Here is a 23,485-nt window from a genome sequence, read left to right as displayed (position 1 = left end):
CTCACTTCTGATTCTATTCCTACCTCAAGACACAAGCCGGCGTTGCCGGCGATGACGCCAGTACCGTCAGCCGCGGGACAAGGCCCGCACCGGCAAGCTCAGAATCGCTGCCACGGCACACAATATGATCACCCCCAACGCATAAACCTCCCCGGTCGGCACCAGGCCGAAGCTGCGCACCATCCACCCGGCCAGCATGGCCGGCACACAGAAGGCCAGGTAGCTCAGCACATAGAATGTCGCCATCAGCCCGGCGCGCTCGTGGGCCTCGGCCAGCGGCATGATGCTGCGTAGCGCGCCCAGGAAGCTCGCGCCAAAGCCGACGCCGGTGACCACCGTGGCCATGAAAAACAGCCCCAGTTCACCGCGATGCAACGCCAGCAGGATCAACAGCATCCCAGCCGGCAACACTCCAGTACCCAGGCGCAGGATCTGCCCGGCCGGGCGCAGTCGCAGGTGGTAGATCGCCACGGCACCGGTCACCGTCAACGCCGCCACCAGCCCGCCGCCCACCAGGTTGGAGGTCGCCCCGGTCGCCTCGCGCGCCAGTGACGGCGCCAGCGACAGGAAGAACCCGCCCAATGCCCAACCGGCAACGTTCACCGGCAACATCCGCCACACCGCTGCCCGCGCCTGGGGCGGTACATGCAGGGCCGGGCGCAACGATGCCAGGGCGCCGGGCTGGCGGCTGACGCTCTCGGGCAGATGCCACACCAGCAACGCCTGCGCCACAAACAGGCCGAGCAACAGCCCGTACGCCAGGCGCAACGGCCATGGGGCAAACTCCACCAGCAAACCAGTACCCAGCGCACCGCTGGCCATGCCGAGCAAGGGGGTCAGGCTGTTGACCAGCGGCCCCTGTTCCCGGTCGATATCCAGCAACGCGGCCCCCAGCACACTGGTGGCCATACCGGTGGCAAAGCCTTGCAGGATCCGCGCCGCGATCAACCCACTGACACTGTCGGCCTGCAGGAACAACAGCATGGCGACGCTTTCCAGTACCAGCGCGGTAAAGATCAACGGCCGCCGCCCCAGGTAGTCCGACAGCGAACCGACCGTCAACAGCGCCGCCAACAGGCTCACGGCATACACGGCGAAGATCAGCGTCAGGGTCACCGCCGAGAACTGCCACGCTTGCTGGTACAGGTGATACAAGGGCGTGGGGGTGCTCGACGCCGCGAGAAAACCAAGCAGAGCAGTGGCCAGAAACACCAGACGAAAACGCCGCGAGGCCGGGGCTTTGAACAACATGAACATGGTCAGCACTCCGCTAAAGCAATTATTTAGCTTTTGCGCAGTCTGCTCGCCTTCATTCCTTAACGCAAACCCTTTGTGTTAAGGTCGACCGATGGCGATTAAAGAAGGTATCCGCACGGGTGGGCGCAGCGCCCGTGTTCAGGCATCGGTACATGCGGCGGTACGCGAGCTGCTCAAAGAGCAGGACCGCGCGAGCCTGACCGTGCCGCAAATTGCTGCCCGCGCCGGCGTCACCCCGTCGACCATCTACCGGCGCTGGGGCGAACTGGCGGCCTTGTTGGCCGATGTCGCCGTCGAGCGTGTGCTGCCCGACGTGGCGCCGCTGGACACCGGCGAGCTACGCGCCGACCTGCGCGCCTGGACCGAGCAATACCTCGACGAAATCACCTCCGAGCCAGGCCGCAACCTGATGCGCGACGTGCTCAGCAGCGCCTGCCCGGGTTACTGCACCAACATCCTGCGCGGGCAGTTGCAGGTCATTCTCGATCGTGCCCAGGCGCGCGGCGAGGCCTTGCCAGACATCGAGCACCTGCTCGATTTGATCGTCGCGCCGACCGTCTACCGTACCTTGTTCGCCGAAGCCCCGCCGACCCTGGAACAGCTCTACCGCCTGCTTGACCTGGCCTTGCCCGGTTAAGGCCTGCGACGCTCTGCCACTGCGACCATCGTCGGCGCTGACGAAGCCTCGGCGGCGTGCCAGACTGATTGATCGAGGTTCGCTGTCAGGCTGAATCACCCTTTTGCTTCGGAGTTGTCATGTCGCTGTCCAGTGGGCTGATCGCCGTGGTCGCCCTGGCCTATATGGCCATCATGTTCGCCATCGCCTTCTACGGCGACCGCCGCAGCACACCGTTGCCGCCGCGCCTGCGTGCCTGGGTGTACAGCCTGTCGCTGGCGGTGTACTGCACCAGCTGGACCTTCTTCGGTGCCGTCGGCCAGGCCGCCGAACAACTCTGGGCGTTCCTGCCGATCTATCTCGGCCCCGTGCTGTTGCTGCTGTTCGCCCCCTGGGTGCTGCAGAAGATGGTGCTGATCAGCAAACAGGAAAACATCACCTCGATCGCCGACTTCATCGCCGCCCGCTATGGCAAGTCGCAGAGCCTGGCGGTGGTGGTGGCGCTGATCTGCCTGATCGGCGTGCTGCCGTATATCGCCCTGCAGCTCAAGGGCATCGTGCTCGGCGTCAACCTGCTGATCGGTGCCGGCGCCGACGCCACCGGCAGCCGCGTGCAGGACACCGCGCTGGTGGTGTCGCTGGTGCTGGCGCTGTTCTCGATCGTCTTCGGTACCCGCAGCCTGGACGTCACCGAACACCACCGCGGCATGGTCCTGGCCATTGCCTTCGAATCCCTGGTCAAGCTGCTGGCATTCCTTGCCGTCGGCGCCTTTGTCACCTTCGGCCTGTTCGATGGCTTCGACGACCTGTTCAGCAAGGCGCAACTGGCACCGCGCCTGGAAGGTTTCTGGAGCGAGACCATCAACTGGCCGTCGATGATCGTGCAGACCGGCGTGGCGATGATGGCGATCATCTGCCTGCCGCGACAGTTCCACGTCACCGTGGTAGAGAACATCGAACCCCAGGACCTGCGCCTGGCGCGCTGGGTGTTCCCGATGTACCTGATCCTCGCCGCGCTGTTCGTGGTGCCGATCGCCCTGGCCGGGCAGATGCTGCTGCCTGACTCGGTGCTGCCCGACTCCTTCGTCATCAGCCTGCCGCTGGCCGAGGCCCATCCGGCGCTGGCGCTGCTGGCCTTTATCGGCGGCGCCTCAGCGGCCACCGGCATGGTCATCGTCGAGGCCGTGGCGCTGTCGACCATGGTCTCCAACGACATGCTGCTGCCCTGGCTGCTACGGCGCAACAACGCCGAGCGGCCGTTCGAAGCCTTCCGCCACTGGATGCTCTCGGTGCGCCGGGTGACCATCGTCGTCATCCTCCTGCTGGCCTATGTCAGTTACCGCCTGCTTGGCTCCACCGCGAGTCTGGCGACCATCGGCCAGGTGGCCTTTGCCGCCGTGACCCAATTGACCCCGGCCATGCTCGGCGCCCTGTACTGGAAGCAGGCCAACCGCCGCGGTGTGTTCGCCGGCCTGGCCGCCGGGGTGTTCCTGTGGTTCTACACCCTGGTGTTGCCGATTGCCGCCCATAGCCTGGGCTGGTCGCTGGAGCTGTTCCCGGGCCTGGCCTGGCTGCACGGCAACCCGCTGAACCTGCCGATCACCCCGCTGACCCAGGGCGTGGTGCTGTCGCTGGCGGGCAACTTCACCCTGTTCGCCTGGGTGTCGATCCTTTCCCGCACCCGGGTGTCAGAGCACTGGCAGGCCGGGCGCTTTATCGGCCAGCAGACCAGCGCACGGCCGAGCAGCCGTTCGCTGCTGGCGGTGCAGATCGACGACCTGCTGCACCTGGCCGCACGTTTTGTCGGCGAAGAGCGCGCACGACAAAGCTTCATCCGTTTCGCCTACCGCCAGGGCAAGGGCTTCAACCCCAACCAGAACGCCGACGGTGACTGGATCGAGCACACCGAGCGCCTGCTCGCCGGCGTGCTCGGTACCTCCTCCACTCGCGCCGTGGTCAAGGCCGCCATCGAAGGCCGCGACATGCAGCTGGAAGACGTGGTGCGCATCGCCGACGAAGCCTCGGAGGTACTGCAGTTCAACCGCGCCTTGCTGCAAGGGGCGATCGAGAACATCAGCCAGGGCATCAGCGTGGTCGACCAGTCGCTGCGCCTGGTGGCCTGGAACCGCCGCTACCTGGAGCTGTTCAACTACCCCGACGGGCTGATCAGCGTCGGCCGGCCGATTGCCGACATCATCCGCTACAACGCCGAACGCGGCCTGTGCGGCCCGGGCGAGGCCCAGGTGCACGTGGCAAGGCGCCTGCACTGGATGCGCCAGGGCCGTGCACACACCTCCGAGCGCTTGTTTCCCAATGGCCGGGTAATCGAGTTGATCGGCAACCCGATGCCCGGCGGCGGCTTTGTCATGAGCTTTACCGACATTACGCCGTTCCGCGAAGCCGAACAGGCCCTCAAGGGTGCCAACGAAAGCCTGGAGCAACGGGTCGCCGAACGTACCCATGAACTCTCGCAACTGAACCAGGCGCTGACCGAAGCCAAGAGCCATGCCGAAGCGGCCAACCAGTCCAAGACCCGCTTCCTTGCTGCCGTCAGCCACGACCTGATGCAACCGCTGAACGCCGCGCGGTTGTTCTCGGCGGCGCTGTCGCATCAAGGTGACGGCCTGTCGGCCGACGCCCAGCAACTGGTCCAGCACATGGACAGCTCGCTGCGCTCGGCCGAAGAACTGATCAGCGACCTGCTGGACATTTCGCGCCTGGAAAACGGCAAGATCACCCCGGACGTCAAGCCTTTCGCCCTCAACGAGCTGTTCGACACCCTCGGCGCCGAATTCAAGGTGCTGGCCCAGCAGCAAGGCCTGGATTTCCGCCTGCGCGGCAGCCGCCTGCGGGTGCAGAGCGACATGAAGCTGCTGCGGCGCATTTTGCAGAACTTCCTCACTAACGCCTTCCGCTATGGCAAGAGCCCGATCCTGCTGGGTGTGCGCCGCCAGCAAAACCGCTTGTGGCTGGAGGTCTGGGACCGTGGCAGCGGCATTGCCGATGACAAGCTGCAGGTGATTTTCGAGGAATTCAAACGCCTGGACAGCCACCAGACCCGCGCCGAAAAAGGCCTGGGCCTGGGCCTGGCGATTGCCGATGGCCTGTGCAAGGTGCTCGGGCATCCGCTTGAGGTGAAATCCTGGCCGGGCAAGGGCAGCGTGTTCCGCGTCAGCGTGCCGCTGGCCACGGCGCCGGCGGTACCGGTGGTCAGCCCCGCCGAACAGGCCGGGCAGCCATTAGCGGGCATGCAGGTGCTATGTGTCGACAATGAAGACAGCATTCTCATCGGCATGAACAGCCTGCTCAGCCGCTGGGGCTGCCAGGTGTCGACCGCGCGCAACCGCGCAGAATGCGATGCCTTGCTGGAAAACGGCCTGCGCCCGCACCTGGCGCTGGTCGACTATCACCTGGACGATGGCGAGGTCGGCACCGAGCTGATGGCCTGGCTACGCACCCGCCTCGGCGAGCCGGTACCCGGCGTGGTAATCAGCGCCGACGGGCGCAGCGAGATGGTTGCCCAGGTACATGCCGCCGGCCTCGACTACCTGGCCAAGCCGGTCAAGCCGGCGGCCCTGCGCGCCCTGCTCAATCGGCATCTGAGCCTGGTCCAGTAAGGGCACTGGCGGCCAGCGGGTCGCCTTCGCTCATGGCCCGCTCGAGCAAGTCGGCAGGCAGGCTCTTGCTGGCCCGGGCGCCGAGCAGCTTGAGCTGTTCGCTGCGGCTGATCAGGTTGCCACGGCCTTCGCAGAGTTTGTTGCGCGCCGCGCTGTAGGCTTTGTCGACCTGTTGCAAGCGGTTGCCCAGCTCGTCCAGGTCCTGGATGAACAGCACGAACTTGTCGTACAGCCAGCCGGCGCGCTCGGCGATTTCCCGGGCGTTCTGGCTCTGGCGCTCCTGCTTCCACAAGCTGTCGATGACCCGCAAGGTGGCCAGCAAGGTCGTTGGGCTGACGATCACGATCTGGCGGTCGAAGGCTTCCTGGAACAGGTTCGGTTCGGCCTGCAAGGCCGCCGAAAACGCCGCCTCGATGGGCACGAAGAGCAGGACGAAATCCAGGCTGTGCAGGCCTTCGAGGCGGTTGTAGTCCTTGCCGGACAGGCCTTTGACGTGGTTGCGCAGCGACAGCACGTGCTGCTTGAGCGCGGCCTGGGCGATCTCGCTGTCGTCGGCGGCAACGTACTGCTGATAGGCGGTCAGGCTGACCTTGGAGTCGACCACCACCTGCTTGTCGCCCGGCAGCATGATCAGCACGTCGGGCTGGAAGCGCTCGCCATCGGCACTCTTGAGGCTGACCTGGGTCTGGTACTCGCGGCCCTTCTCCAGCCCCGCGTGTTCCAGCACCCGCTCCAGAATCAGTTCGCCCCAGTTGCCCTGGGTCTTCTGACCCTTGAGCGCCTGGGTCAGGTTGGTGGCTTCATCGCTCAGGCGCAGGTTGAGCTGCTGCAGGCGTTCCAACTCCTTGGCCAGCGAGAAGCGCTCGCGGGCTTCCTGCTGGTAGCTGTCTTCGACGCGTTTTTCGAAGGCCTGGATGCGCTCCTTGAGCGGATCGAGCAATTGCCCCAGATGTTGGTGGCTGGTCTGGGCAAAGCGCTGCTCGCGCTCATCGAATATCTTGGTGGCCATTTCGGCGAATTGCGCCCGCAGCTCGTCACGCGAGCCCTGCAGGTCGTCGAGGCGTTGCTGATGGCTTTCCTGTTGTTCGCGCAGCTCGGCGCTCAGGGCTGCGCTCTGGGCGTCCAGGCGGCGCAATTCGGCTTCACGGGCCGAACGCTCCAGCTGCCAGGCGTGGGCGGCATCCCGAGCGTTATCACGGTCGATCTGCAACAGCTCAAGCTCGCGGGCCTGGGCGGCCAAAGTGGCCTGCTTGGCGGCGTTGGCCTGGCTCAAGTCGCTGATTTCGTCACGGCTGGCATCCAGCTGGGCGAGCAGGCCTTCCTGGGCCAGTTGCACGCTGCTCAGGCGCTCTTCGAGCAAAGCCGCTTGCGCCTGCCGCGTACTCAGGCGCCGCTGCACCTGCAGCACCAGCGTCAGACACGGCACAGCCGCCACCACGATACCCAGCAGAATGCTGGTCAGATCCACTGCCATAGCCACCCCGAACTCCCTCGGCCAACAATCAACGGCTCAGCTTATCAGCCTTGGGCCTGTGCGCCGTATTCAGGCTTCAGGCAATTGCCTGAGCAGGCGCAGGGCTTCCTGCGAGCCTTGGGCTGCCGCCTGCTCCAACCAGAAGCGGCCCTGAGCGGGTTCGTTCAGTTGCCCCAGGGCGCACAGCCGGCCGTATTCAAGCTGGGCCCGGCGATCACCGGCCCGCGCCGCTTGGCGCAATAGTTCATGGCCGATACGACGGTCGCGCGCATTGCCGCAATCGCGGCAGAGCATCTGCCCCAAGCGGCTCTGGGCCACCACCACGCCCTGGCGCGCCGGCTGCTTGAGCAAGCGCCCGGCAAAGTGCTTGACGTTGGGGTTGTCACCCAGGCGCGGACTGTCGAGCAACCACAAGGCAACCTTCAAGGAGAAGCGCTTGGGCTCGGGCAGAGGCGGTTGGGCAGCTGGGTCAACGGGGATTTTGGAGCGAAACTTCATAAAAAACAGCGAAGGCAACTCGAGAGGCGCGCCACTCTACTCCATTTCTCTGACAATGGCCCGGTGCTTTTTTGCACTTTTTTTCAAAATATTTCAGCGTTTTTTCTTGACGTCAGGGCGGGCATTTTGTCCCTGACAGAAGACTGCCGAAGGATTGTCGGACACCGGCCAAAAAGCTGGCACGCCCGTCCTAGAGCAAGCGCTCGGGACAATCCACAGAAGCTGTGGATAACTCGGTGGACAACCCCCTAAACCACCCCGCAAACCCCTATGGAATGGGGCTTTCAGTCAAACTGTCGATTTTTTCACCAGCTAAAATAAGTGTTTTTTTTCATTGACTTAAGGCAACGGCCAAGTCATTAGCGGCCATGTGCCGCGTTGTTGCAGGGCTGTAACAGGGGCCGCCCCAAATGTGTACAACCGTCCTGAAGCGAGGCGTTTATCTGCACGAAACTGGCACGTTCCCTGCCTCACGACGCTACAAAGCCGGTGAAATACCACTTCACAGAGCGCCGGGAACGCGACATACTGATCGGCTCGCCAGACGAAAACCCCCAAAGCTTGCCAAGACCCGGAAAGTCCTGTAGTCTTGCCGCCGTTAGTACCAAGCTGAAAGTCAATTCTGGCCAAAGCAGTCCTTACAGTGCCCTGCCCCCTCACATCGGACAGGCCTGTTGAAACCAGGACCGGCCCACTCGATGGTTCCCCAGGTAAATCACTTCTTACTCTGACCGAACCAACCTGCAGATTGATCAGGATCTTCACCCAGCGGCATTGAACCCGACCCTGGCTGTTGCCTGTCCTCTGACGTACCTACCAGTCAGCCCCAGCGCCACATGATAAATGCGCCCAAAACTGGCTGCCCTGTTCCAGTCAGGTTCTTCGCACCGGCTTAAATGCCCGCGTTACTGGAACGTTTTATATGTGCACGGATCGAATCCGTGTCTATTGCAGGAACACCTAATAACTATGAATCACTCCAACCATACTCAGGCTGCCATTCGCACCCTTTCCCAGGCATTTGCCCCTCTGAACTGCTTGATCCTGGCGTCGCGCAAAGGCGGCTTCAGCTTCACCCTGGTCAACGAGCACGGCATTGCCCGTCACAGCGAGCGCCTGTACCCGGAGCAATACTCCGAAGCCGAGCCGCTGCAGGCCGTCATCGAGCGCACCCGTCAGGCCCTGGTGGCCTGATCCGCACGGCGCTGCAAACGCTCAAGCCCCGCCCTCTGGCGGGGCTTTTTTATGCCTGGTAAATCTGTCGAATCCCCCTGTGGGAGCTGGCTTGCCAGCGATGAGGGCAGCCCCGGCTAACGTGTTGCGGCCATCGCTGGCAAGCCAGCTCCCACAGGAATTTGGCCATCCTTAAGTGCGAATCACTAATCGCCACACGGCATATGATTTATAACTAAAAGCCGCAAATGTTTTAAAAACAGGCCTTTACAGCGTGAATATGACACTACACTTCAACTCAAGCGGCAAAGGCCGCTTCCGGCGGGCCTGACCGACTCACCAGCTGCCAAGCTCCAGCGTCCGCCGGTCAATTTCAAGTTCGAGGGCATCATGGGTATCGCCGCGAGCGAGTTGAGCCAGTTTGTCATTCGTCCGACCCTGATCTACCTGGGTCGTCATTGCGCCAGCGCCGAAGCCCTGCTGCTCGGCGTCGCCGCCAGCCAGTCAGCACTCGGTTCGGCCCTGCACGACCGTCGCGGGCACGGCCTGTACCGCATCGGCGAACTGCGCCACCAAAGCCTCTGGGACCAGTTCCTGGCCCGCGACCCGGACCTTGCCAGCCTGGTCCGCGGCCTGGCCAGCCAGCACGCCTTCCTCAGCGGCCCGCACCTGGAACTGACGGTAAACCTGCGCTACGCCACCGCCATCGCCTGGATGCTGATCGAAGAACAGGCCCCTGAACTGCCCGCCGCCGACGATTTACTGGGCCTGGCACGCATCTGGCGACAAACCTTCCAACCTCAGGGCCGGCTGCGCGATTTCACCTGCGCCTGGCAAACCTGCATCGCTCCTGTGACTCTTCAGGCCTGCTGAGAGTCACTGCTTTCCATAATCGGAAAATTCCCGCCATTTTGGTCGGATTGTCCTACAAAACCGCTCTATCTCCTGCGATACAGCCTATAGCGCTGCGGGCGAAATGTTGGTAGTTTTCGCCCCGGAGATCCCAAGGAGTTCTAATAATGAAAAAAGTCATGCTCAAAACCTCTCTTAGCCTCGCCGTCACTCTCGCTTCGACTCAACTGTTCGCCAGCGGCTTTGCCCTCAACGAACAAAGCGTCAGCGGCATGGGCACAGGTTTCGCGGGTCGTTCTTCTTCTGCCGATGATGCCAGCACCGTTTTCGGCAACCCTGCCGGCATGTCGCGCCTGAAACGCGAACAGATCACCGTTGGCGGCGCCGCCGTCATCGCCAAGTCCGACATTTCCGGTGGCGGCCGCCCAGGCGGCAGCACCGATGGTGACATGGTGCCGTTCGTTGGCGTGCCCATGGGCTACTACGTCAAGCCGATCGATGATCACTGGACCGTCGGCTTTGGTGTCTACGCACCCTTCGGCCTGGTGACCGAATACGAAGACGAAGCTGCCAGCCGCTACTGGGGCAAGAAAAGCTACGTTGAAGTCATTACCTTCCAGCCTACTGTCAGCTATGCCTTCAACGACAAGGTCTCGATCGGTTTCGGCCCGACCTTCAACCGTATCAAGGGCGAACTGAGCTCCAACGTCCTCAACCCACGCAGCCCGGGCTTCAACGACGGCGAAGTGAAGATCAAGGGTGACGATACCGCGGTCGGCTACAACATCGGCGTCATGGTGCAAGCCACCGACAAGACCCGCCTGGGCCTGACCTACCACTCGATGGTCGACTACAAGCTCGAAGGCAACACCAAGATCAACTCGGCCCTGATCGGCCCGTTCAGCGGCAGCAAGTTTGACGCCGAACTGAAGATCAAGACCCCTGAGTCGGTAGACTTCTCGGTCACCCACGAACTGGATGACCAGTGGACCCTCTACGCGGGCAGCACCTGGACCCGCTGGAGCCGTCTGGAAGCGATCACCGTAACCAACGAAGTGCCTGCGCCGATTGCCGGTCAGTTCGGCACCATCAACGAAGACCAGAACTGGCACGACACCTGGGCACATGCCATCGGTGCTTCGTACAAGCTGAACAAAGAGTGGGTACTGCGCACCGGTTTCACCGTCGACCAGTCGCCGACCAACAACCACGACCGCTCGCCACGCATTCCGACTGGCGACCGCAAGGTGTTCAGCCTGGGCGCTGGCTACAGCCCTACCGAAGACATGACCATCGACCTGGCTTACTCCTACTTGTGGGAAGAAGACACCAAGGTCAACCTGGCCAGCCCGACCAAGGGTTCGTACAACGCCAAGTACGAAAACAGCGCTCACGGTATTGGCGCGTCGCTGACCTATCGCTTCTGATTGCAGCGCCACTAAAAAAACCGCCTTCATTGGCGGTTTTTTATGCCTGATGGACCGGCCAGGCAGGCCCGACCTCAAGCTGGATGTACTCCATGAACGCCCGCACCTTGGGCGTCAGGGCAAAGCGATCGGCCACGCACAGATAGACGTCCATCGGCTCGGTCTGGGCATAGGCCATGGCGGGCTGCGAATATTCGAACAACGCCACCAGCTGGCCACGCTCAAGCAAGGGCCGGGCGACGAACTCGGCCAGCCGGGCGATGCCACCATCCTGCACGGCCATCTGGGTCAGTACATCGATGTCATCGCTGATCAGCACATTGTCGAACTCGGCATCAAAACGCAGACCCTCGCGGATAAAGCCCCAGCGTAAAAAGCGTCCGTCTACCGGGTAACGAAACACCAGGCAGCGATGCTCCTTGAGCTGCTCGGGCGATTGTGGCCAGCCGGCCGCCGCCAGATAGCCCGGGGAGGCGCAGCAAATGAACGGCACCCTGGCGATGTGCCGGGCCAGCAGGCCATCTTCGAGTTGTGGCTGGATGCGAATACTGACATCGACGCCCTCCTGGGCATGATTGACCCGCCGATCATTCGTAACCAATTCAATTGAAAGCTGCGGGTATCGCGCGCTGAACGCCGGAATCAACGGCGCCAGTACATGACGGCCAAACGCCGAAGACGAAGCGATGCACAAGCGCCCCTTGGGTTCGCAATCCGGGGTGGTGACCGCCTGCTGCGCTTGTTCAAGGTCGCGCTCGATATGCTTGACCTTGTCGTAGTACAGGCTGCCACTGGGCGTCAGCGCCATGCTACGGGTGGTGCGCGCGAGCAGGCGCACCTGCAAGTGAGCTTCCAGACGGGCGACGTTCTGGCTCACGGCGGCGGCACTCAAACCCAGGCTACGGGCGCCACCGGCAATGCTGCCGGCTTCGACAACCTTGATGAAACTCTTGATCGAACCGAGCAGGTTCATGGCAGGCTTCCGGGCATTCGTAAGATCTTCTTTATAAAGACCTAAGCCGCAGGCGTCTACCCGAGCCAAAGGCGGCCTTGCTAGGCTGCGCCCTCCCCCACACCAATGGAGCCAGCATGACGACCCAGACCAGCGCCCGCAGCCGACGCAAACTCGGCGTTCGCGCCACCCCCTACGTGTTTGCCTTCTACATGTCGGCGATCATGGCCCTGTTGATGTGCTTCGTGATCACCGCCGCCAACGCCGGCATCGACGAGCAGTACCTGGGCAACGTGCTCAAGGCCTACCAACTGGCCATGCCGGTGGCCTTCGCCTGCGTACTGGTGGTACGCCCGATCGTGCTCAAGCTGGTGGCCTGGACCGTGCACACCAGCCACTGAGGCAGCCGCTCAGGGCTGGGAAGCGATAGCCTTTTCGATCGCTGCCTTGAACGCCGGATCATCCGGCTTGGTTCGGCTGGAGAAGTTAGCCACCACCTTGCCCTGGCGGTCGATCACGTACTTGTAGAAATTCCACTTCGGCGCGCTGCTCTGCGCGGCGAGCTCCTTGAACAGCGGCGTAGCGTCACTGCCGCGCACCGGCTGGGCCTGGGTCATGGTGAAGGTCACGCCGTAGTTGGCATAGCAAACCTTGGCGGTTTTCTCGGCATCGGCGTCTTCCTGCTTGAAGTCGTTGGAGGGCACCCCGAGCATTTCCAGGCCCTGCTCGCGGTATTCCTTATAGACGCTCTCGAGCCCTTCGAACTGCGGGGCAAAGCCGCAATAGCTGGCGGTATTGACCACCACCAGCGGTTTACCGGCAAAGCGCTCACAGAGGTCGATCTGCTCCTTGCCGCGCAGTTCCGGCAGCTTGCTGTCGAGCAGCGCCGGGCAATCGGCGGCCAGGGCATTGGCAGCGGCGGCCAGGGTCAACAGCGGAACCAACATCCAGCGTGTGCGCATCTTCTCTCTCCCTCGAACGTTCCTGGAGAAATCAGAGTACTCCTAGCACACGCCCATGCCCAACTGCATCAATGCCAGGCCGCCCTCATGCCAGCCCCACCAGGCCAACCCCAGTAGCAACAGTGCGCCAAGGCCGAGCAAGGTGCGAATAGCGACAGGGTTCATGCCGCTTGCGCCTGCAAGCGCGCGACCGGGCGCTCGCGTACCGGCCAGTTGAGTGCCGCGGCGAGCAGGCTGAGGAGGATGGAAATCTGCCAGACCAGGTCGTAGTTGCCGGTCTGGTCATATACCACCCCGCCCAGCCAGCCGCCAAGGAAAGCGCCCAACTGGTGGAAAAGGAACACGATACCGCCAAGCATCGACAGGTTGCGCACACCGAACAGGGTAGCGACGGTGCCGTTGGTCAAGGGTACGGTCGACAGCCACAGCAGGCCCATGGCAATGCCGAACAGGTAGGCGCTGAACTGGGTGATCGGCGCCCACAGGAACAGCACGATCACCACCGCACGCAACAGGTACAGGGCGGTCAGCAGGCGCGGCTTGGACATACGCCCGCCAAGCCAGCCGGCGGTGTAGGTGCCGACGATATTGAACAGCCCGACCAGCGCCAGCACCGTGGTGCCGATGGTCGCCGGCAGGTGCTGGTCGACCAGATAGGCCGGCAGGTGCACACCGATGAACACCACCTGGAAGCCACAGACGAAAAAGCCCAGGGCCAGCAGCCAGAAACCGGAATGCGTGCAGGCTTCGCGCAGGGCCTGGCCGAGGGTCTGTTCATTGCCGGTGCTGGGCAAAGGCCGATCACGCAGCAAACCCACCAACGGCACGATAAAGGCCACCAGCAAACCCAGTACCAGCAAGGCCGCCGACCAGCCCAGCCAGCCGATCAGGCCGAGGGTGCCGGGCAGCATGGCGAACTGGCCGAAGGAGCCGGCGGCGCTGGCGATGCCCATGGCCATGCTGCGTTTCTCTGGCGGCACGGCGCGGCCGACCACGCCCAGGATCACCGAGAACGAGGTGCCGGACAGGCCGATACCGATCAACAAGCCGGCACTGAGCGACAGGGTCAGGGCCGAGTCCGACATACCCATCAGCACCAGCCCGACGGCATAGAGAATACCGCCGACCATGACCACCTTGGCCGCCCCCAGGCGATCAGCCAGGGCACCGGCAAACGGCTGGGCCAGGCCCCAGATCAGGTTCTGCAAGGCGATGGCGAAGGCGAACACACCGCGGCCCCAGCCAAAATCGGCGCTCATCGGCGCCAGGAACAGGCCAAAGCCATGTCGCACGCCCAGCGACAACGCCAGGATCAGCGCCGCGCCGAGGAGAATCCAACCACTGGTTCGCCATACCGATGTCATTTTTGTTGTCTCCAAAGCGCCGCAAGGCTTATGCGGGTATATACCCGCTTATAGTTTAAAAAAGCTCAGGCCAACAGCTCCAGCAGGCGTACCAGTTCATCGCGCCGGCCCTCGCCCAGGGTATCGATCAAGTCGCTTTGCGCCTGTTCCCAGGCCGGCTCTGCCGCTTGCAGCCTGGCTTGGCCCTGCTCGGTGAGCAGAACGATCCGGTTACGCTGATCCTGCCCCTCGGCCAAAGCCACCAGGCCCTCAGCCTCCAGCACCCGCAGGTTGCGCCCGAGGGTGCTGCGGTCCAGGCCCATGGCCTCGGCCAGGGTGGAAATGCTCGGTTGGTCCAGGCGACGCAAATGCCGTAGCAAAGAAAACTGCGCGACATTGATCCCAAAGCCTTCGAGGGCCTCGTCGTAGTGTCGGCTCACCCCGCGGGCGGCGCGACGCAGGTGGGTGCAGATGCATTCGCTGGTCAGCATAATGCGTGTATATACCCGCACCTGGCCAACTGCAAGCTTTTACTCGCCACTCACAGCACCAGGGCGATCAATACCGCCAGCTCCAATAGCTCAAGCATGGCCCCGGCGGTATCACCGGTGGTGCCACCCAGACGGCGAACCATCAAGCGACGCAGCCAGGCGAAGACCCCTGCGGCAACCAGCACAACCCACAGGCCCTTGAGCCCCGCCAGCAGCACACAGGCCAGCGCACTGACCAGCAATACCAGCTTGCCCGCCCCACGAGGCAGGTGGTCCGCCAGGGCCTGGCCCAGCCCACCGCTGCGCACATAGGGCGTGCTGAGGAACAAACCCAGCAATGCCGCGCGGCCGATCAGCGGCGCGAGCAACAACAGCACGCCCTGGCCGCTGTCGAGCAACGCCAGCAAGGCACAGAACTTGAGCAACAGCACCAGCACCAGCGTGACCACGGCAATCGGCCCGCTGCGCGGGTCCTTCATGATCAGCAACGTGCGCTCGCGGTCGCCGAAACCGCCCAGCCAGGCGTCGGCGCTGTCGGCCAGGCCATCCAGGTGCAAGGCGCCGCTGAGCAGCACCCAGGCACTGAGCAGCAAGGCGGCGTGCAGCAGCACCGGGCTGCCCGCCAGCAGCGCGTTCAGCCCCCAGAGCAGCCCCCCGAACAACAGCCCCACCAGCGGGTAATACAGCAGTGAGCGGCCCATTTGTTCGGGGGCCGGCATGCCCGGCAGGCGCACCGGCAAGCTGCTGAGAAATTGCAGGGCGATCCAGAACGCCAGCATGTCAGTGCACTTCCTGCAGGCTACCGTCCGCCAGCAGCTCAAGGCGACACAGGGCACCATGGGCCACTTCGACCTGCAGCAACTGCTCACGGGGCAAGCCTCGAGCGCGGGCCAGCAACAGGCGCATCACACCGCCGTGAGTGACCAGCAACAGGCGCTTACCGGCGTGCGCCTGGTGCAAGGCGCTGATGGCTTGCAGCACGCGTGCGGAGAAGTCCGCCACCGGCTCGCCAGCAGGCGGTGTGAACGCATAGGGATCAGCCCAGAATTGCCCAAGTTCGGCTTCGTGGGTGAGCATCAGATCTGCGGCACTACGCCCTTCCCACTCACCAAAATGCAGCTCCTGCAGACCCGGCACCCGCTGCAGCGGCAGGTTCAACTGCGCCGCCAACGCTTCGGCAAAGCGCGCGCAGCGCTGCAAGGGCGAGCTGACCAGCACATCCCAGGGGCCCGCGCCGCTCACTGCCGCATGCATCTGCGCCCAGCCCTTGGCGGTCAGGGCATCGTCGAGGCTGCCACGCAGGCCGCCACCCAGTTCGGTTTCGCCGTGGCGCAGCAGGTCGATGATCATGCCGGGCGGTCCGCCACTGCCGCTTCGGCGAAGGTCGCCATCTGCCCGTGCAGGTCGCAGGCCAGGCGCAATACCGGCACCGCCAGCGCCGCGCCACTGCCCTCGCCCAGGCGCAGGCCCAGCTCCAGCAGCGGCTCGACGTCGAGCTCGGCGAGCACCCGGCGATGCCCGGGCTCGGCGCCACGATGGCCGAACAGCAGCCAGTCGCGGCAACCCGGGTTGATGTGCGTCGCCACCAGCGCAGCGACCGTGCAGATAAAGCCATCCACCAGCACGGCAACACCGGCCTGGGCGCACCCCAGGTAGGCACCGACCAGTGCGGCGATCTCAAAGCCACCAAAACAGAACAGGCGCTGCAGCGGGTCGTCGCCGAGGTCTGCATGCTGCTGCAACGCTCGCTCGATGACCTCGGCCTTGTGCCGTACACCGGCGGCGTCCAGCCCTGTGCCCGGGCCGCTGAGCTCCACAGCCGGGCAGCCGAGCAAGGCACAGGCCAGGGCGCTGGCGGCGGTGGTGTTGCCGATGCCCATCTCGCCGCCGATAAACAACTGGGCGCCGCTGGCGGCCGCGCGCAAGGCACTCTCGCGCCCGCCCTGCAGGGCCAGCACGCCCTGTTCATGGGTCATCGCCGGCACCTGGGCGAAGTTCGCCGTGCCGGCGCCGACGCGCAGATGGCGTACACCCGGCAGCTCCAGCGCGAGGTCGATGGTGCCCAGGTCGACCACTTCCAGCTGTGCATTCAACTGCCGCGCCAGCACGCTGATGGCGGCGCCACCGCTGACGAAGTTATGCAGCATCTGCCCGGTCACTGCTTGCGGGTAGGCCGAGATACCCTCGGCGACCACGCCGTGATCGCCGGCAAAGATTGCGATCCAGACCTGCTCAACGCTGGGCTTGAGCTGGCCTTGCAAGCCGGCCAACTGCACCGCCAACTGCTCCAGGCGGCCCAGCGAGCCAGCCGGTTTGGTCAGTTGCTGTTGACGCGCCAGGGCCTGTTCGCGAACAGCCTGGTCAACAGGACGACAGGCTTCAAGCCACCAGGTTTGACTCATAGTGCAGGTCCTTTAAGGGTGAGCGGCAGGCCGGCGACGGTCAGCACCACGCGCTGACAGCGTTCGGCAATGGCCTGGTGCAGCCAGCCGGCTTCATCGACATAACGGCGGGTCAGCTCGCCCATGGGCACCACGCCCAGGCCGGTTTCGTTGCTGACCACAATGATTTCGCCCGGCAGTTGCGCCAGGCAATCGAGCAGTGCAGTGCGTTCAGCCGCCAGGCGCTCGGGGTTGTCGAGCATCAGCAGGTTGGTCAACCACAGGGTCAGGCAGTCGACCAGCAGGCAGCGCCCGGCACTGGCATTGGCACGCAGCACCCGGGCCAGTTCCAGCGGCTCTTCGATCAATGCCCACTCCGGCGGACGCCGCTCGCGGTGCAGTTGCACCCGCGCGTTCATCTCGCCGTCAAGCGGTTCGCTGGTGGCGATGTAGGTAACGGCCAGGCCGCTCTGCACCGCCAGCTGTTCGGCCAGGCGGCTCTTGCCCGAACGGGCACCGCCAAGAATCAGGTTGAGCATTTCAGTTCAGTCCGCAGAGTTGGCGCAGGCGCGCGGTGTCCAGGTGCTGCTCGACCAGATCGGCAAGGCGCTCGATGTCGCGTTCGCGCAGGGCCTGATAGTCGATCTGCTCTGCCTCCTGCAGCCCGGCCCAGCGCAACAGCGCGGCGCAGCAATGCGGCGCCTCGAACAGGCCATGCAGGTAGGTGGCGAGGATCTGCCCGTCGGCGCTAATGGCGCCATCGGCGCGACCATCGTCCAGTTGCACCGCCGGGCGCTCCAGCGCCGGTCCCTGGGTGACGCCGGCATGAATCTCGTAGCCGTTGATGGCCGCTTGTTCCAGTTGCAGGGTACCGGCGACATTGCGCAGCTGTTTCTCGGCCTCCAGCACGGTGACAAAGTCCAGCAGCCCCAGGCCGTCGCTGACACCCGCCGGCCCTTCCAGGCCCAATGGGTCTTCCACGCGCCGGCCGAGCATTTGCAGCCCGCCGCAAATACCCAGGACCTTGCCGCCATAACGCAAATGACGGCTGATCGCCTGGTCCCAGCCGCGCTCGCGCAACTGCGCCAGATCCCCGCGCACACTCTTGGAGCCGGGCAGGATGATCAGGTCGGCCGGCGGAATCGGCTGGCCGGGGCCAATGAACTGCAGGTCGACCTGCGGGTGCAGGCGCAGCGGATCGAAATCGGTGTGGTTGCTGATACGCGGCAGCACCGGCACGATGACCTTGAGCTGGCGCCCGGCCTTGATGCCCTGGCGCTGGTCGATGCCGTCCTCGGCTTCCAGGTGCAGGTCCATCACATAGGGCAGCACGCCCAGCACCGGTTTGCCGGTACGTTCTTCGAGCCAGTCCAGGCCGGGCTGGAGCAAGGCGATGTCACCGCGAAAACGGTTGATGACAAAACCTTTGACCCGCGCCTGCTCGCTCGGCGAGAGCAATTCCAGGGTGCCGACCAGATGGGCGAAAACCCCGCCACGGTTGATGTCGGCAATCAGGATCACCGGGCAATCCACCGCCTCGGCAAAACCCATGTTGGCGATGTCGCCGGCCCGCAGGTTGATCTCGGCCGGCGAGCCGGCACCTTCAACCATCACCACCGGATAGGCTGTGCTCAGGCGCTGGTGCGAGGCCAGCACAGCCTGCATGGCGATGACCTTGTAGTCGTGATAGGCCACGGCATTCATGCTGGTGACCGCGCGGCCATGGACGATCACCTGGGCCCCGGTGTCGCTGTTGGGCTTGAGCAGCACCGGGTTCATGTCTGTGTGCGGCGCCAGGCCGGCTGCCTGGGCCTGAACCGCCTGGGCTCGGCCGATCTCGCCACCTTCGGCGGTCACCGCACTGTTGAGCGCCATGTTCTGCGGCTTGAACGGCACTACGGCAACGCCCTGACGCAGCAGCCAGCGGCACAGCGCGGTCACCAGGGTGCTTTTGCCGGCATCGGAGGTGGTGCCCTGCACCATCAAGGTGGTCATGGCTGTTCCTTGCGGTAATCGGTGAAGGCCCGGGCCAGGCGCTGGAAATCCTGCTCGCTGGCCGGCAGGCCGAAGCGCAGGCTGGGCGGCTGGTTGAACAGGCGCAGCAGGATGCCGCGCCGGGCCATGAATTCATGCAGTTGCGGCGCCTGCTCGGTGACCAGGTACTGGAACAGGTCGCAGCTGCCGTGCGCAGCGAATCCACCAGCGCTGAGCACCTCGGCCAGGCGCTGGCTGGCCACGGCGCAGCGGATAATCTGCTGCTGATGCGCGGCGCTATCGAGCAGGCACGCCTGGCCGAGGATGCGCGTCGGGCCACTGATGGTCCAGGGCCCGAGCTGTTCGGCGAGCAATTGCAGGAGTTGCCGCTCGGCAAGGACAAAGCCCAGGCGCACACCGGCCAGGCCAAAGAACTTGCCGAACGAGCGCAGCACAATCAGGCCCGGGCGCTCGGCGTGTTCGCCGATGCTGTGCTGCGGGGTGTTGTCCATGAAGGCTTCATCGACCAGCAGCCAAGCACCGCGACGGGCCAGGCGCGCATGCCATTCGAGCAGTTGCTCGGCAGGTATCAGCCGCCCAGTGGGGTTGTTGGGGTTGACCACCACCAGTACGTCGAGACTGTCGAGGTAGTAGTCAACCTGATCTTCAGCCAACTCACGCACCCGATGCCCGGCACGGCGCCAGCCTTCGGCGTGCTCGGCGTAGCATGGCGACAGTACGCCGACCGTACCGGGGCGGCGCAAGCGCGGCAACGCCTGGATCGCTGCCTGGGAACCGGCCACGGGCAGCAACTGGTTGACCTGGTAGTACTCGCAGGCAGCCTGTTCCAGGCCGTCGTCGGTCTCGGGCAAGCGTGCCCAGGCGCGCAGCGGGATCTCGGGGATTGCATAGGGCCAAGGCGCAATACCGCTGGACAGGTCCAGCCAGTCTTCGCGGGCGATACCGTATTGCTGCACTGCGCGCTGCAGGCGACCACCGTGCTCAAGCATAGAATTCAGCTCCCAGGCACAACAGCAGTAACCACAACCACACGCCCTGGCACACCAGGCGCCAGCCGCGCTCGATGGCCTCGGCATCGGCCTGCGGGCCTTCGCCCAGCTGCGGGCGCTCGTGCAGCTCGCCGTGGTACACCGCCGGGCCGCCCAGCTCGACACCCAGCGCCCCCGCTCCGGCAGCCATTACCGGGCCGGCGTTGGGGCTGTCCCACAACGGCGCCTGGCGCCGCCAGCAGTGCAGGGCCAGGCGGGTCTTGCCCAGCAGCGCGTAGGTCAGGGCCACCAGCCGCGCCGGAATGTAGTTGAGCAGGTCGTCGATCTTCGCCGCAGCCCAGCCGAAGCGTTCGAAGCGCTCATTGCGATAGCCCCACATGGCGTCCAGAGTGTTGCTCAGGCGATAGAGCACCACCCCCGGCACACCGCCAACGACGAACCAGAACAGCGCGGCAAACACCGCATCGCTGCCGTTCTCCAGCACCGACTCGGTGGCGGCGCGGGCCACGGCGGTTTCATCCAGCTCACGGGTTTCGCGGCTGACCAGGTAACCCACGCGCTGGCGGGCGTGTTCCAGGTTGCCCTGGCGCAAGGCTTCGGCCACCGGCGTCACGTGCTCGCCGAGGCTGCGCAGGCCCAGGGCGCAATACAGCGCCAGCACTTCCACCAGCCAGCCAATGTACGGCAACCAGGACAGCAGCATGGCCAGGAAGGTCAGCGGCACCACGGCCAGGAACCAGGCGGTGACGCCATGGCTGCGCCAGCCGCGGCCACCGGCATTGAAGCGTTGCTCCAGGCGCCCGGCCATGCGCCCGAAGGCGACCAGTGGATGCCGGCGCTTGGGCTCGCCCAGCAACGCATCCAGCGCCACCCCGGCCACAGTCAGCAACGCCACACTCATCAAGACTCTCCCCACTGGTTTTCAAACAGCATTTCGTGCAACGGACGCGCCGTGGTCCAACCTTCAAGCACCAGCATGGGCGCCGGGTAAAATTCGTGCACCGGCCCCAGGCAAAGGATTGCCAGCGGCTTGGCACCGGCCGGCATGCCCAGCAGCTCGGCCAGGGCCCGGGGTTCGAACAGCGATACCCAGCCCATGCCCAGGCCTTCGGCGCGGGCGGCCAGCCAGAGGTTCTGGATCGCACACGACAGCGATGCCAAGTCCATTTCCGGCAAGGTTCGGCGGCCGAAGATATGCGCTTCGCGCTCATCCATCAGCGCGGCAACCAGCAGTTCGGCACAGTCATTTATGCCTTCGACCTTGAGCTTCATGAAGTCGTCGGAGCGCTCGCCCAGGGCTTGGGCGGTACGCAACCGCTCCTCCTCCACCAGGGCCTGGATACGCTGGCGCAGTTCACGTCGGGTAATGCGGATAAAGCGCCAGGGCTGCATCAGGCCAACACTGGGGGCCTGATGCGCGGCTTGCAGCAGGCGTGCAAGCAGTTCAGGGGCGACTTCGCCGCCGCTGAAGTGGCGCATGTCACGGCGTTCGCCAATGGCGCGGTAGACCGCCGCGCGTTCGGCTTCGGTAAAGGCATGCTCGGTCATGGACACAACAGCGCCGCCGACGCCTGGGGGTTGGAGGCAAAGTAGAAATGCACGTAGGAAGCGGTCAGCCGGCCACAGCGATACACCGCTTCGGCACCACGGCCACCGTTGGGGCTCTGGCCACGGGCAATCGGCTCAAGCCCGGTGCTGGTCAGCGAGTGATGGTAGGTGTGCCCGCGCAAGGTACCTTCGGGCAATTCCACCGCCTGCAAGGCCAGGGCGGCCAGGCGCTTCTGCATCACCGCCTCACCAGCCAGCAACCCGAGCAATTCGGCGCGCTCACCAGCGACATCGGTCAGGGCATCGAGCAGATAGAGCATGCCGCCACATTCGGCGAGCAACGGCTTGCCGGCGTGATGATGGGCGCGAATGGCTGCGAGCATCGGCGAGTTGGCCGCCAGGGCCTGGTGATGCAGCTCCGGGTAACCACCGGGCAGGTACAGGCTGTCGGCCTGCGGCAAACTCACGTCATGCAGCGGCGAGAAGAACGCCAGCTCCGCGCCCATGGCCCGCAGCAGGTCGAGGTTGGCGCCATAGGTGAAGGCAAAGGCTTCGTCGCGGGCGACCGCGATGCGCACACCTTGCAGCAAGGGCTCGCTCACAAGCTCGGTCGGCGCGGCGAAACTCACCGCCGGCGGCAAAGCCGCATCGCAACTGGCGCCCAGGGCGGCTGCAGCTGCATCCAGGCGTGCTTCGAGGTCGTTCAGTTCACTGGCCTGGACCAGGCCCAGGTGGCGGCTCGGCAGTTCGATGCCGGTTTCTCGCGACAGCCCGCCGTACCAGCGCAGCCCTTCGGTCAGGCTGCCTTCGAGCAATTGAGCGTGGCGCAGGGTACCGACGCGGTTGGCCAGCACCCCGGCAAACGGCAGGTCCGGCTGATAGCGCGCCAGGCCCAGGGCCAGGGCACCGAAGGTCTGGGCCATGGCCGTGCCATCGATCACCGCCAGCACCGGCACACCAAAATGACGAGCGAGGTCGGCGCTCGATGGCGTGCCATCGAACAGCCCCATGACCCCTTCGATCAGGATCAGGTCGGCCTCAGCCGCCGCTTCCCATAACAGACGGCGGCTTTCCTGCTCGCCGACCATCCACAGGTCGAGCTGATACACCGGCGCACCGCTGGCGCGCTCGAGAATCATCGGGTCGAGAAAGTCCGGGCCACACTTGAATACGCGGACCTTGCGCCCCTGGTTGCGATGCAGGCGCGCCAGAGCGGCGGTCACCGTGGTCTTGCCCTGGCCGGAAGCCGGTGCGGCGATCAATACCGCCGGGCAATGGCGCGCATCCCTCATAGCTCGACGCCCTTCTGGGCGCGGATACCGGCCTGGAAGGCGTGCTTGATCATGCCCATTTCGGTGACGGTGTCGGCCAGTTCGATCATTTCATCCTTGGCCGCACGACCGGTGACGATCACGTGCTGCATCGGCGGGCGCGCCTGCAAGTCGCTGAGGACCTGGTCCAGATCGAGGTAACCGTGCTTGAGGGCGATGTTCAGCTCATCGAGCACCACGAAGGCGATCGACGGGTCCTGAAGCATCTGCCGCGACACTGCCCAGGCGGCTTCGGCAGCAGCGATATCGCGCTGGCGGTCCTGGGTTTCCCAGGTAAAGCCCTCGCCCATCACGTGGTAGCGCACCTGTTCCGGGAAGCGTCGGAAGAACAGCTCTTCGCCGGTGCTGTTGCGGCCCTTGATGAACTGCACCACGCCGCACTGCATGCCATGGCCCATGGCCCGGGCGAGCATGCCGAAGGCCGAACTGCTCTTGCCCTTGCCATTGCCGGTGAGCACCAGCAGCAAGCCGCATTCGTTAGGCGAATTGGCGATGCGCTCGTCGATGACGGCCTTCTTGCGCTGCATACGCGCCAGGTGGCGTTCGTCGCGCTCGGTGGATTCAGTCATGAGGTTCTCC

General features: G+C 64.5%; 24 protein-coding genes. 6 read left to right on the top strand and 18 right to left on the bottom strand.

From position 1 onward, the window contains the following. Positions 1–66 precede the first annotated feature (66 nt). The gene (locus tag ABM562_RS18395) at positions 67–1,257 is read right to left on the bottom strand and encodes an MFS transporter (protein ID WP_134061618.1); all 1,191 of its coding nucleotides are present in this window, start codon (positions 1,255–1,257) and stop codon (positions 67–69) included. A 91-nt stretch (positions 1,258–1,348) separates the two neighbouring features. Here ABM562_RS18395 and ABM562_RS18390 point away from each other — a divergent pair, with 91 nt between their 5' ends. Continuing rightward, positions 1,349–1,894, top strand: a complete 546-nt coding sequence (locus ABM562_RS18390; RefSeq protein WP_115085762.1) for a TetR/AcrR family transcriptional regulator — start codon at positions 1,349–1,351, stop codon at positions 1,892–1,894. 119 nt (positions 1,895–2,013) lie between these two features. Then, positions 2,014–5,490 carry a hybrid sensor histidine kinase/response regulator gene (locus ABM562_RS18385; protein ID WP_460422883.1) on the top strand — a complete coding sequence of 1,159 codons (3,477 nt, stop codon included), beginning with the start codon at positions 2,014–2,016 and terminating at the stop codon, positions 5,488–5,490. Here ABM562_RS18385 and ABM562_RS18380 read toward each other — a convergent pair. Both ABM562_RS18380 and ABM562_RS18375 read right to left on the bottom strand, forming a co-directional pair. Beyond that, entirely contained in the window at positions 5,462–6,850 is a 1,389-nt protein-coding gene (locus ABM562_RS18380; RefSeq protein ID WP_166675658.1) for a DNA recombination protein RmuC, read from the bottom strand. The genes ABM562_RS18385 and ABM562_RS18380 overlap by 29 nt on opposite strands. A gap of 183 nt (positions 6,851–7,033) precedes the next feature. Then, positions 7,034–7,462, bottom strand: coding sequence for a tetratricopeptide repeat protein (locus ABM562_RS18375; RefSeq protein ID WP_115085969.1), 429 nt, complete (start codon positions 7,460–7,462; stop codon positions 7,034–7,036). Between the two features lie 969 nt (positions 7,463–8,431). Here ABM562_RS18375 and ABM562_RS18370 point away from each other — a divergent pair. From ABM562_RS18370 to ABM562_RS18360, 3 genes are all read left to right on the top strand, one after another. After that, on the top strand, positions 8,432–8,656 hold the full coding sequence (locus ABM562_RS18370) for a hypothetical protein (protein ID WP_115085759.1): 225 nt from the start codon (positions 8,432–8,434) through the stop codon (positions 8,654–8,656). 369 nt (positions 8,657–9,025) lie between these two features. After that, a complete protein-coding gene (locus ABM562_RS18365; protein WP_045195516.1) occupies positions 9,026–9,508 on the top strand; it encodes a hypothetical protein in 483 nt (160 codons plus the stop codon). A 146-nt stretch (positions 9,509–9,654) separates the two neighbouring features. Then, entirely contained in the window at positions 9,655–10,914 is a 1,260-nt protein-coding gene (locus tag ABM562_RS18360; RefSeq protein WP_115085758.1) for an OmpP1/FadL family transporter, read from the top strand. Positions 10,915–10,954: 40 nt separating this feature from the next. On the opposite strand, the gene ABM562_RS18355 is transcribed toward ABM562_RS18360, so the two are convergent. Then, positions 10,955–11,887: a LysR family transcriptional regulator gene (locus ABM562_RS18355; protein ID WP_115085757.1), complete on the bottom strand. Its 933-nt coding sequence runs from the start codon at positions 11,885–11,887 to the stop codon at positions 10,955–10,957. Between the two features lie 116 nt (positions 11,888–12,003). Here ABM562_RS18355 and ABM562_RS18350 point away from each other — a divergent pair, with 116 nt between their 5' ends. Beyond that, a complete protein-coding gene (locus ABM562_RS18350) occupies positions 12,004–12,267 on the top strand; it encodes a DUF2798 domain-containing protein (RefSeq protein ID WP_115085756.1) in 264 nt (87 codons plus the stop codon). A gap of 9 nt (positions 12,268–12,276) precedes the next feature. On the opposite strand, the gene ABM562_RS18345 is transcribed toward ABM562_RS18350, so the two are convergent. The 14 genes from ABM562_RS18345 to cobO form a co-directional block, all read right to left on the bottom strand. Then, positions 12,277–12,828 carry a glutathione peroxidase gene (locus ABM562_RS18345; RefSeq protein WP_233673601.1) on the bottom strand — a complete coding sequence of 184 codons (552 nt, stop codon included), beginning with the start codon at positions 12,826–12,828 and terminating at the stop codon, positions 12,277–12,279. A 42-nt stretch (positions 12,829–12,870) separates the two neighbouring features. Further along, positions 12,871–12,993 carry a hypothetical protein gene (locus ABM562_RS18340; protein WP_258578246.1) on the bottom strand — a complete coding sequence of 41 codons (123 nt, stop codon included), beginning with the start codon at positions 12,991–12,993 and terminating at the stop codon, positions 12,871–12,873. Continuing rightward, on the bottom strand, positions 12,990–14,192 hold the full coding sequence (locus ABM562_RS18335) for an MFS transporter (RefSeq protein WP_115085754.1): 1,203 nt from the start codon (positions 14,190–14,192) through the stop codon (positions 12,990–12,992). Before ABM562_RS18335 ends, ABM562_RS18340 begins: the two co-directional genes overlap by 4 nt. Before the next feature lie 65 nt (positions 14,193–14,257). Continuing rightward, on the bottom strand, positions 14,258–14,662 hold the full coding sequence (locus ABM562_RS18330; RefSeq protein WP_115085753.1) for a MarR family winged helix-turn-helix transcriptional regulator: 405 nt from the start codon (positions 14,660–14,662) through the stop codon (positions 14,258–14,260). Between the two features lie 50 nt (positions 14,663–14,712). Beyond that, the gene (locus ABM562_RS18325) at positions 14,713–15,441 is read right to left on the bottom strand and encodes an adenosylcobinamide-GDP ribazoletransferase (RefSeq protein ID WP_115085752.1); all 729 of its coding nucleotides are present in this window, start codon (positions 15,439–15,441) and stop codon (positions 14,713–14,715) included. A 1-nt stretch (position 15,442) separates the two neighbouring features. Further along, entirely contained in the window at positions 15,443–16,012 is a 570-nt protein-coding gene (gene cobC / locus ABM562_RS18320) for an alpha-ribazole phosphatase family protein (RefSeq protein ID WP_233673599.1), read from the bottom strand. Beyond that, a complete protein-coding gene (gene cobT, locus ABM562_RS18315) occupies positions 16,009–17,064 on the bottom strand; it encodes a nicotinate-nucleotide--dimethylbenzimidazole phosphoribosyltransferase (protein WP_460422879.1) in 1,056 nt (351 codons plus the stop codon). Before cobT ends, cobC begins: the two co-directional genes overlap by 4 nt. Then, positions 17,061–17,582, bottom strand: coding sequence for a bifunctional adenosylcobinamide kinase/adenosylcobinamide-phosphate guanylyltransferase (gene cobU, locus ABM562_RS18310; protein ID WP_233673597.1), 522 nt, complete (start codon positions 17,580–17,582; stop codon positions 17,061–17,063). The genes cobT and cobU overlap by 4 nt, the downstream gene beginning before the upstream one ends. A gap of 1 nt (position 17,583) precedes the next feature. Beyond that, positions 17,584–19,038, bottom strand: coding sequence for a cobyric acid synthase (locus ABM562_RS18305; RefSeq protein WP_258578250.1), 1,455 nt, complete (start codon positions 19,036–19,038; stop codon positions 17,584–17,586). Beyond that, positions 19,035–20,027 (bottom strand): threonine-phosphate decarboxylase CobD, encoded by a 993-nt coding sequence (gene cobD / locus ABM562_RS18300; protein ID WP_134061596.1) that lies wholly within the window; start codon positions 20,025–20,027, stop codon positions 19,035–19,037. Before cobD ends, ABM562_RS18305 begins: the two co-directional genes overlap by 4 nt. Then, positions 20,020–20,928 carry an adenosylcobinamide-phosphate synthase CbiB gene (gene cbiB, locus ABM562_RS18295; protein ID WP_115085746.1) on the bottom strand — a complete coding sequence of 303 codons (909 nt, stop codon included), beginning with the start codon at positions 20,926–20,928 and terminating at the stop codon, positions 20,020–20,022. The genes cobD and cbiB overlap by 8 nt, the downstream gene beginning before the upstream one ends. After that, complete coding sequence (gene bluB / locus ABM562_RS18290) at positions 20,928–21,581, bottom strand: 5,6-dimethylbenzimidazole synthase (protein WP_166675655.1); 654 nt, start codon at positions 21,579–21,581, stop codon at positions 20,928–20,930. Before bluB ends, cbiB begins: the two co-directional genes overlap by 1 nt. After that, entirely contained in the window at positions 21,572–22,867 is a 1,296-nt protein-coding gene (locus ABM562_RS18285) for a cobyrinate a,c-diamide synthase (protein WP_115085744.1), read from the bottom strand. The genes bluB and ABM562_RS18285 overlap by 10 nt, the downstream gene beginning before the upstream one ends. Then, positions 22,864–23,475: a cob(I)yrinic acid a,c-diamide adenosyltransferase gene (gene cobO, locus ABM562_RS18280; protein ID WP_010220352.1), complete on the bottom strand. Its 612-nt coding sequence runs from the start codon at positions 23,473–23,475 to the stop codon at positions 22,864–22,866. The genes ABM562_RS18285 and cobO overlap by 4 nt, the downstream gene beginning before the upstream one ends. Positions 23,476–23,485 lie beyond the last annotated feature (10 nt).

The sequence above is a fragment of the Pseudomonas sp. ZL2 genome, from assembly GCF_054788455.1.
This window is presented reverse-complemented; position numbering and strand designations above follow the sequence as displayed.

Coding starts and splice junctions, on each gene's coding strand:
- ABM562_RS18395 (WP_134061618.1), bottom strand. CDS start 1,257: ATGTTCATGTTGTTCAAAGCCCCGGCCTCGCGGCGTTTTCGTCTGGTG.
- ABM562_RS18390 (WP_115085762.1), top strand. CDS start 1,349: ATGGCGATTAAAGAAGGTATCCGCACGGGTGGGCGCAGCGCCCGTGTT.
- ABM562_RS18385 (WP_460422883.1), top strand. CDS start 2,014: ATGTCGCTGTCCAGTGGGCTGATCGCCGTGGTCGCCCTGGCCTATATG.
- ABM562_RS18375 (WP_115085969.1), bottom strand. CDS start 7,462: ATGAAGTTTCGCTCCAAAATCCCCGTTGACCCAGCTGCCCAACCGCCT.
- ABM562_RS18370 (WP_115085759.1), top strand. CDS start 8,432: ATGAATCACTCCAACCATACTCAGGCTGCCATTCGCACCCTTTCCCAG.
- ABM562_RS18365 (WP_045195516.1), top strand. CDS start 9,026: ATGGGTATCGCCGCGAGCGAGTTGAGCCAGTTTGTCATTCGTCCGACC.
- ABM562_RS18360 (WP_115085758.1), top strand. CDS start 9,655: ATGAAAAAAGTCATGCTCAAAACCTCTCTTAGCCTCGCCGTCACTCTC.
- ABM562_RS18355 (WP_115085757.1), bottom strand. CDS start 11,887: ATGAACCTGCTCGGTTCGATCAAGAGTTTCATCAAGGTTGTCGAAGCC.
- ABM562_RS18350 (WP_115085756.1), top strand. CDS start 12,004: ATGACGACCCAGACCAGCGCCCGCAGCCGACGCAAACTCGGCGTTCGC.
- ABM562_RS18345 (WP_233673601.1), bottom strand. CDS start 12,828: ATGCGCACACGCTGGATGTTGGTTCCGCTGTTGACCCTGGCCGCCGCT.
- ABM562_RS18340 (WP_258578246.1), bottom strand. CDS start 12,993: ATGAACCCTGTCGCTATTCGCACCTTGCTCGGCCTTGGCGCACTGTTG.
- ABM562_RS18335 (WP_115085754.1), bottom strand. CDS start 14,192: ATGACATCGGTATGGCGAACCAGTGGTTGGATTCTCCTCGGCGCGGCG.
- ABM562_RS18330 (WP_115085753.1), bottom strand. CDS start 14,662: ATGCTGACCAGCGAATGCATCTGCACCCACCTGCGTCGCGCCGCCCGC.
- ABM562_RS18325 (WP_115085752.1), bottom strand. CDS start 15,441: ATGCTGGCGTTCTGGATCGCCCTGCAATTTCTCAGCAGCTTGCCGGTG.
- cobC (WP_233673599.1), bottom strand. CDS start 16,012: ATGATCATCGACCTGCTGCGCCACGGCGAAACCGAACTGGGTGGCGGC.
- cobT (WP_460422879.1), bottom strand. CDS start 17,064: ATGAGTCAAACCTGGTGGCTTGAAGCCTGTCGTCCTGTTGACCAGGCT.
- cobU (WP_233673597.1), bottom strand. CDS start 17,582: ATGCTCAACCTGATTCTTGGCGGTGCCCGTTCGGGCAAGAGCCGCCTG.
- ABM562_RS18305 (WP_258578250.1), bottom strand. CDS start 19,038: ATGACCACCTTGATGGTGCAGGGCACCACCTCCGATGCCGGCAAAAGC.
- cobD (WP_134061596.1), bottom strand. CDS start 20,027: ATGCTTGAGCACGGTGGTCGCCTGCAGCGCGCAGTGCAGCAATACGGT.
- cbiB (WP_115085746.1), bottom strand. CDS start 20,928: ATGAGTGTGGCGTTGCTGACTGTGGCCGGGGTGGCGCTGGATGCGTTG.
- ABM562_RS18285 (WP_115085744.1), bottom strand. CDS start 22,867: ATGAGGGATGCGCGCCATTGCCCGGCGGTATTGATCGCCGCACCGGCT.
- cobO (WP_010220352.1), bottom strand. CDS start 23,475: ATGACTGAATCCACCGAGCGCGACGAACGCCACCTGGCGCGTATGCAG.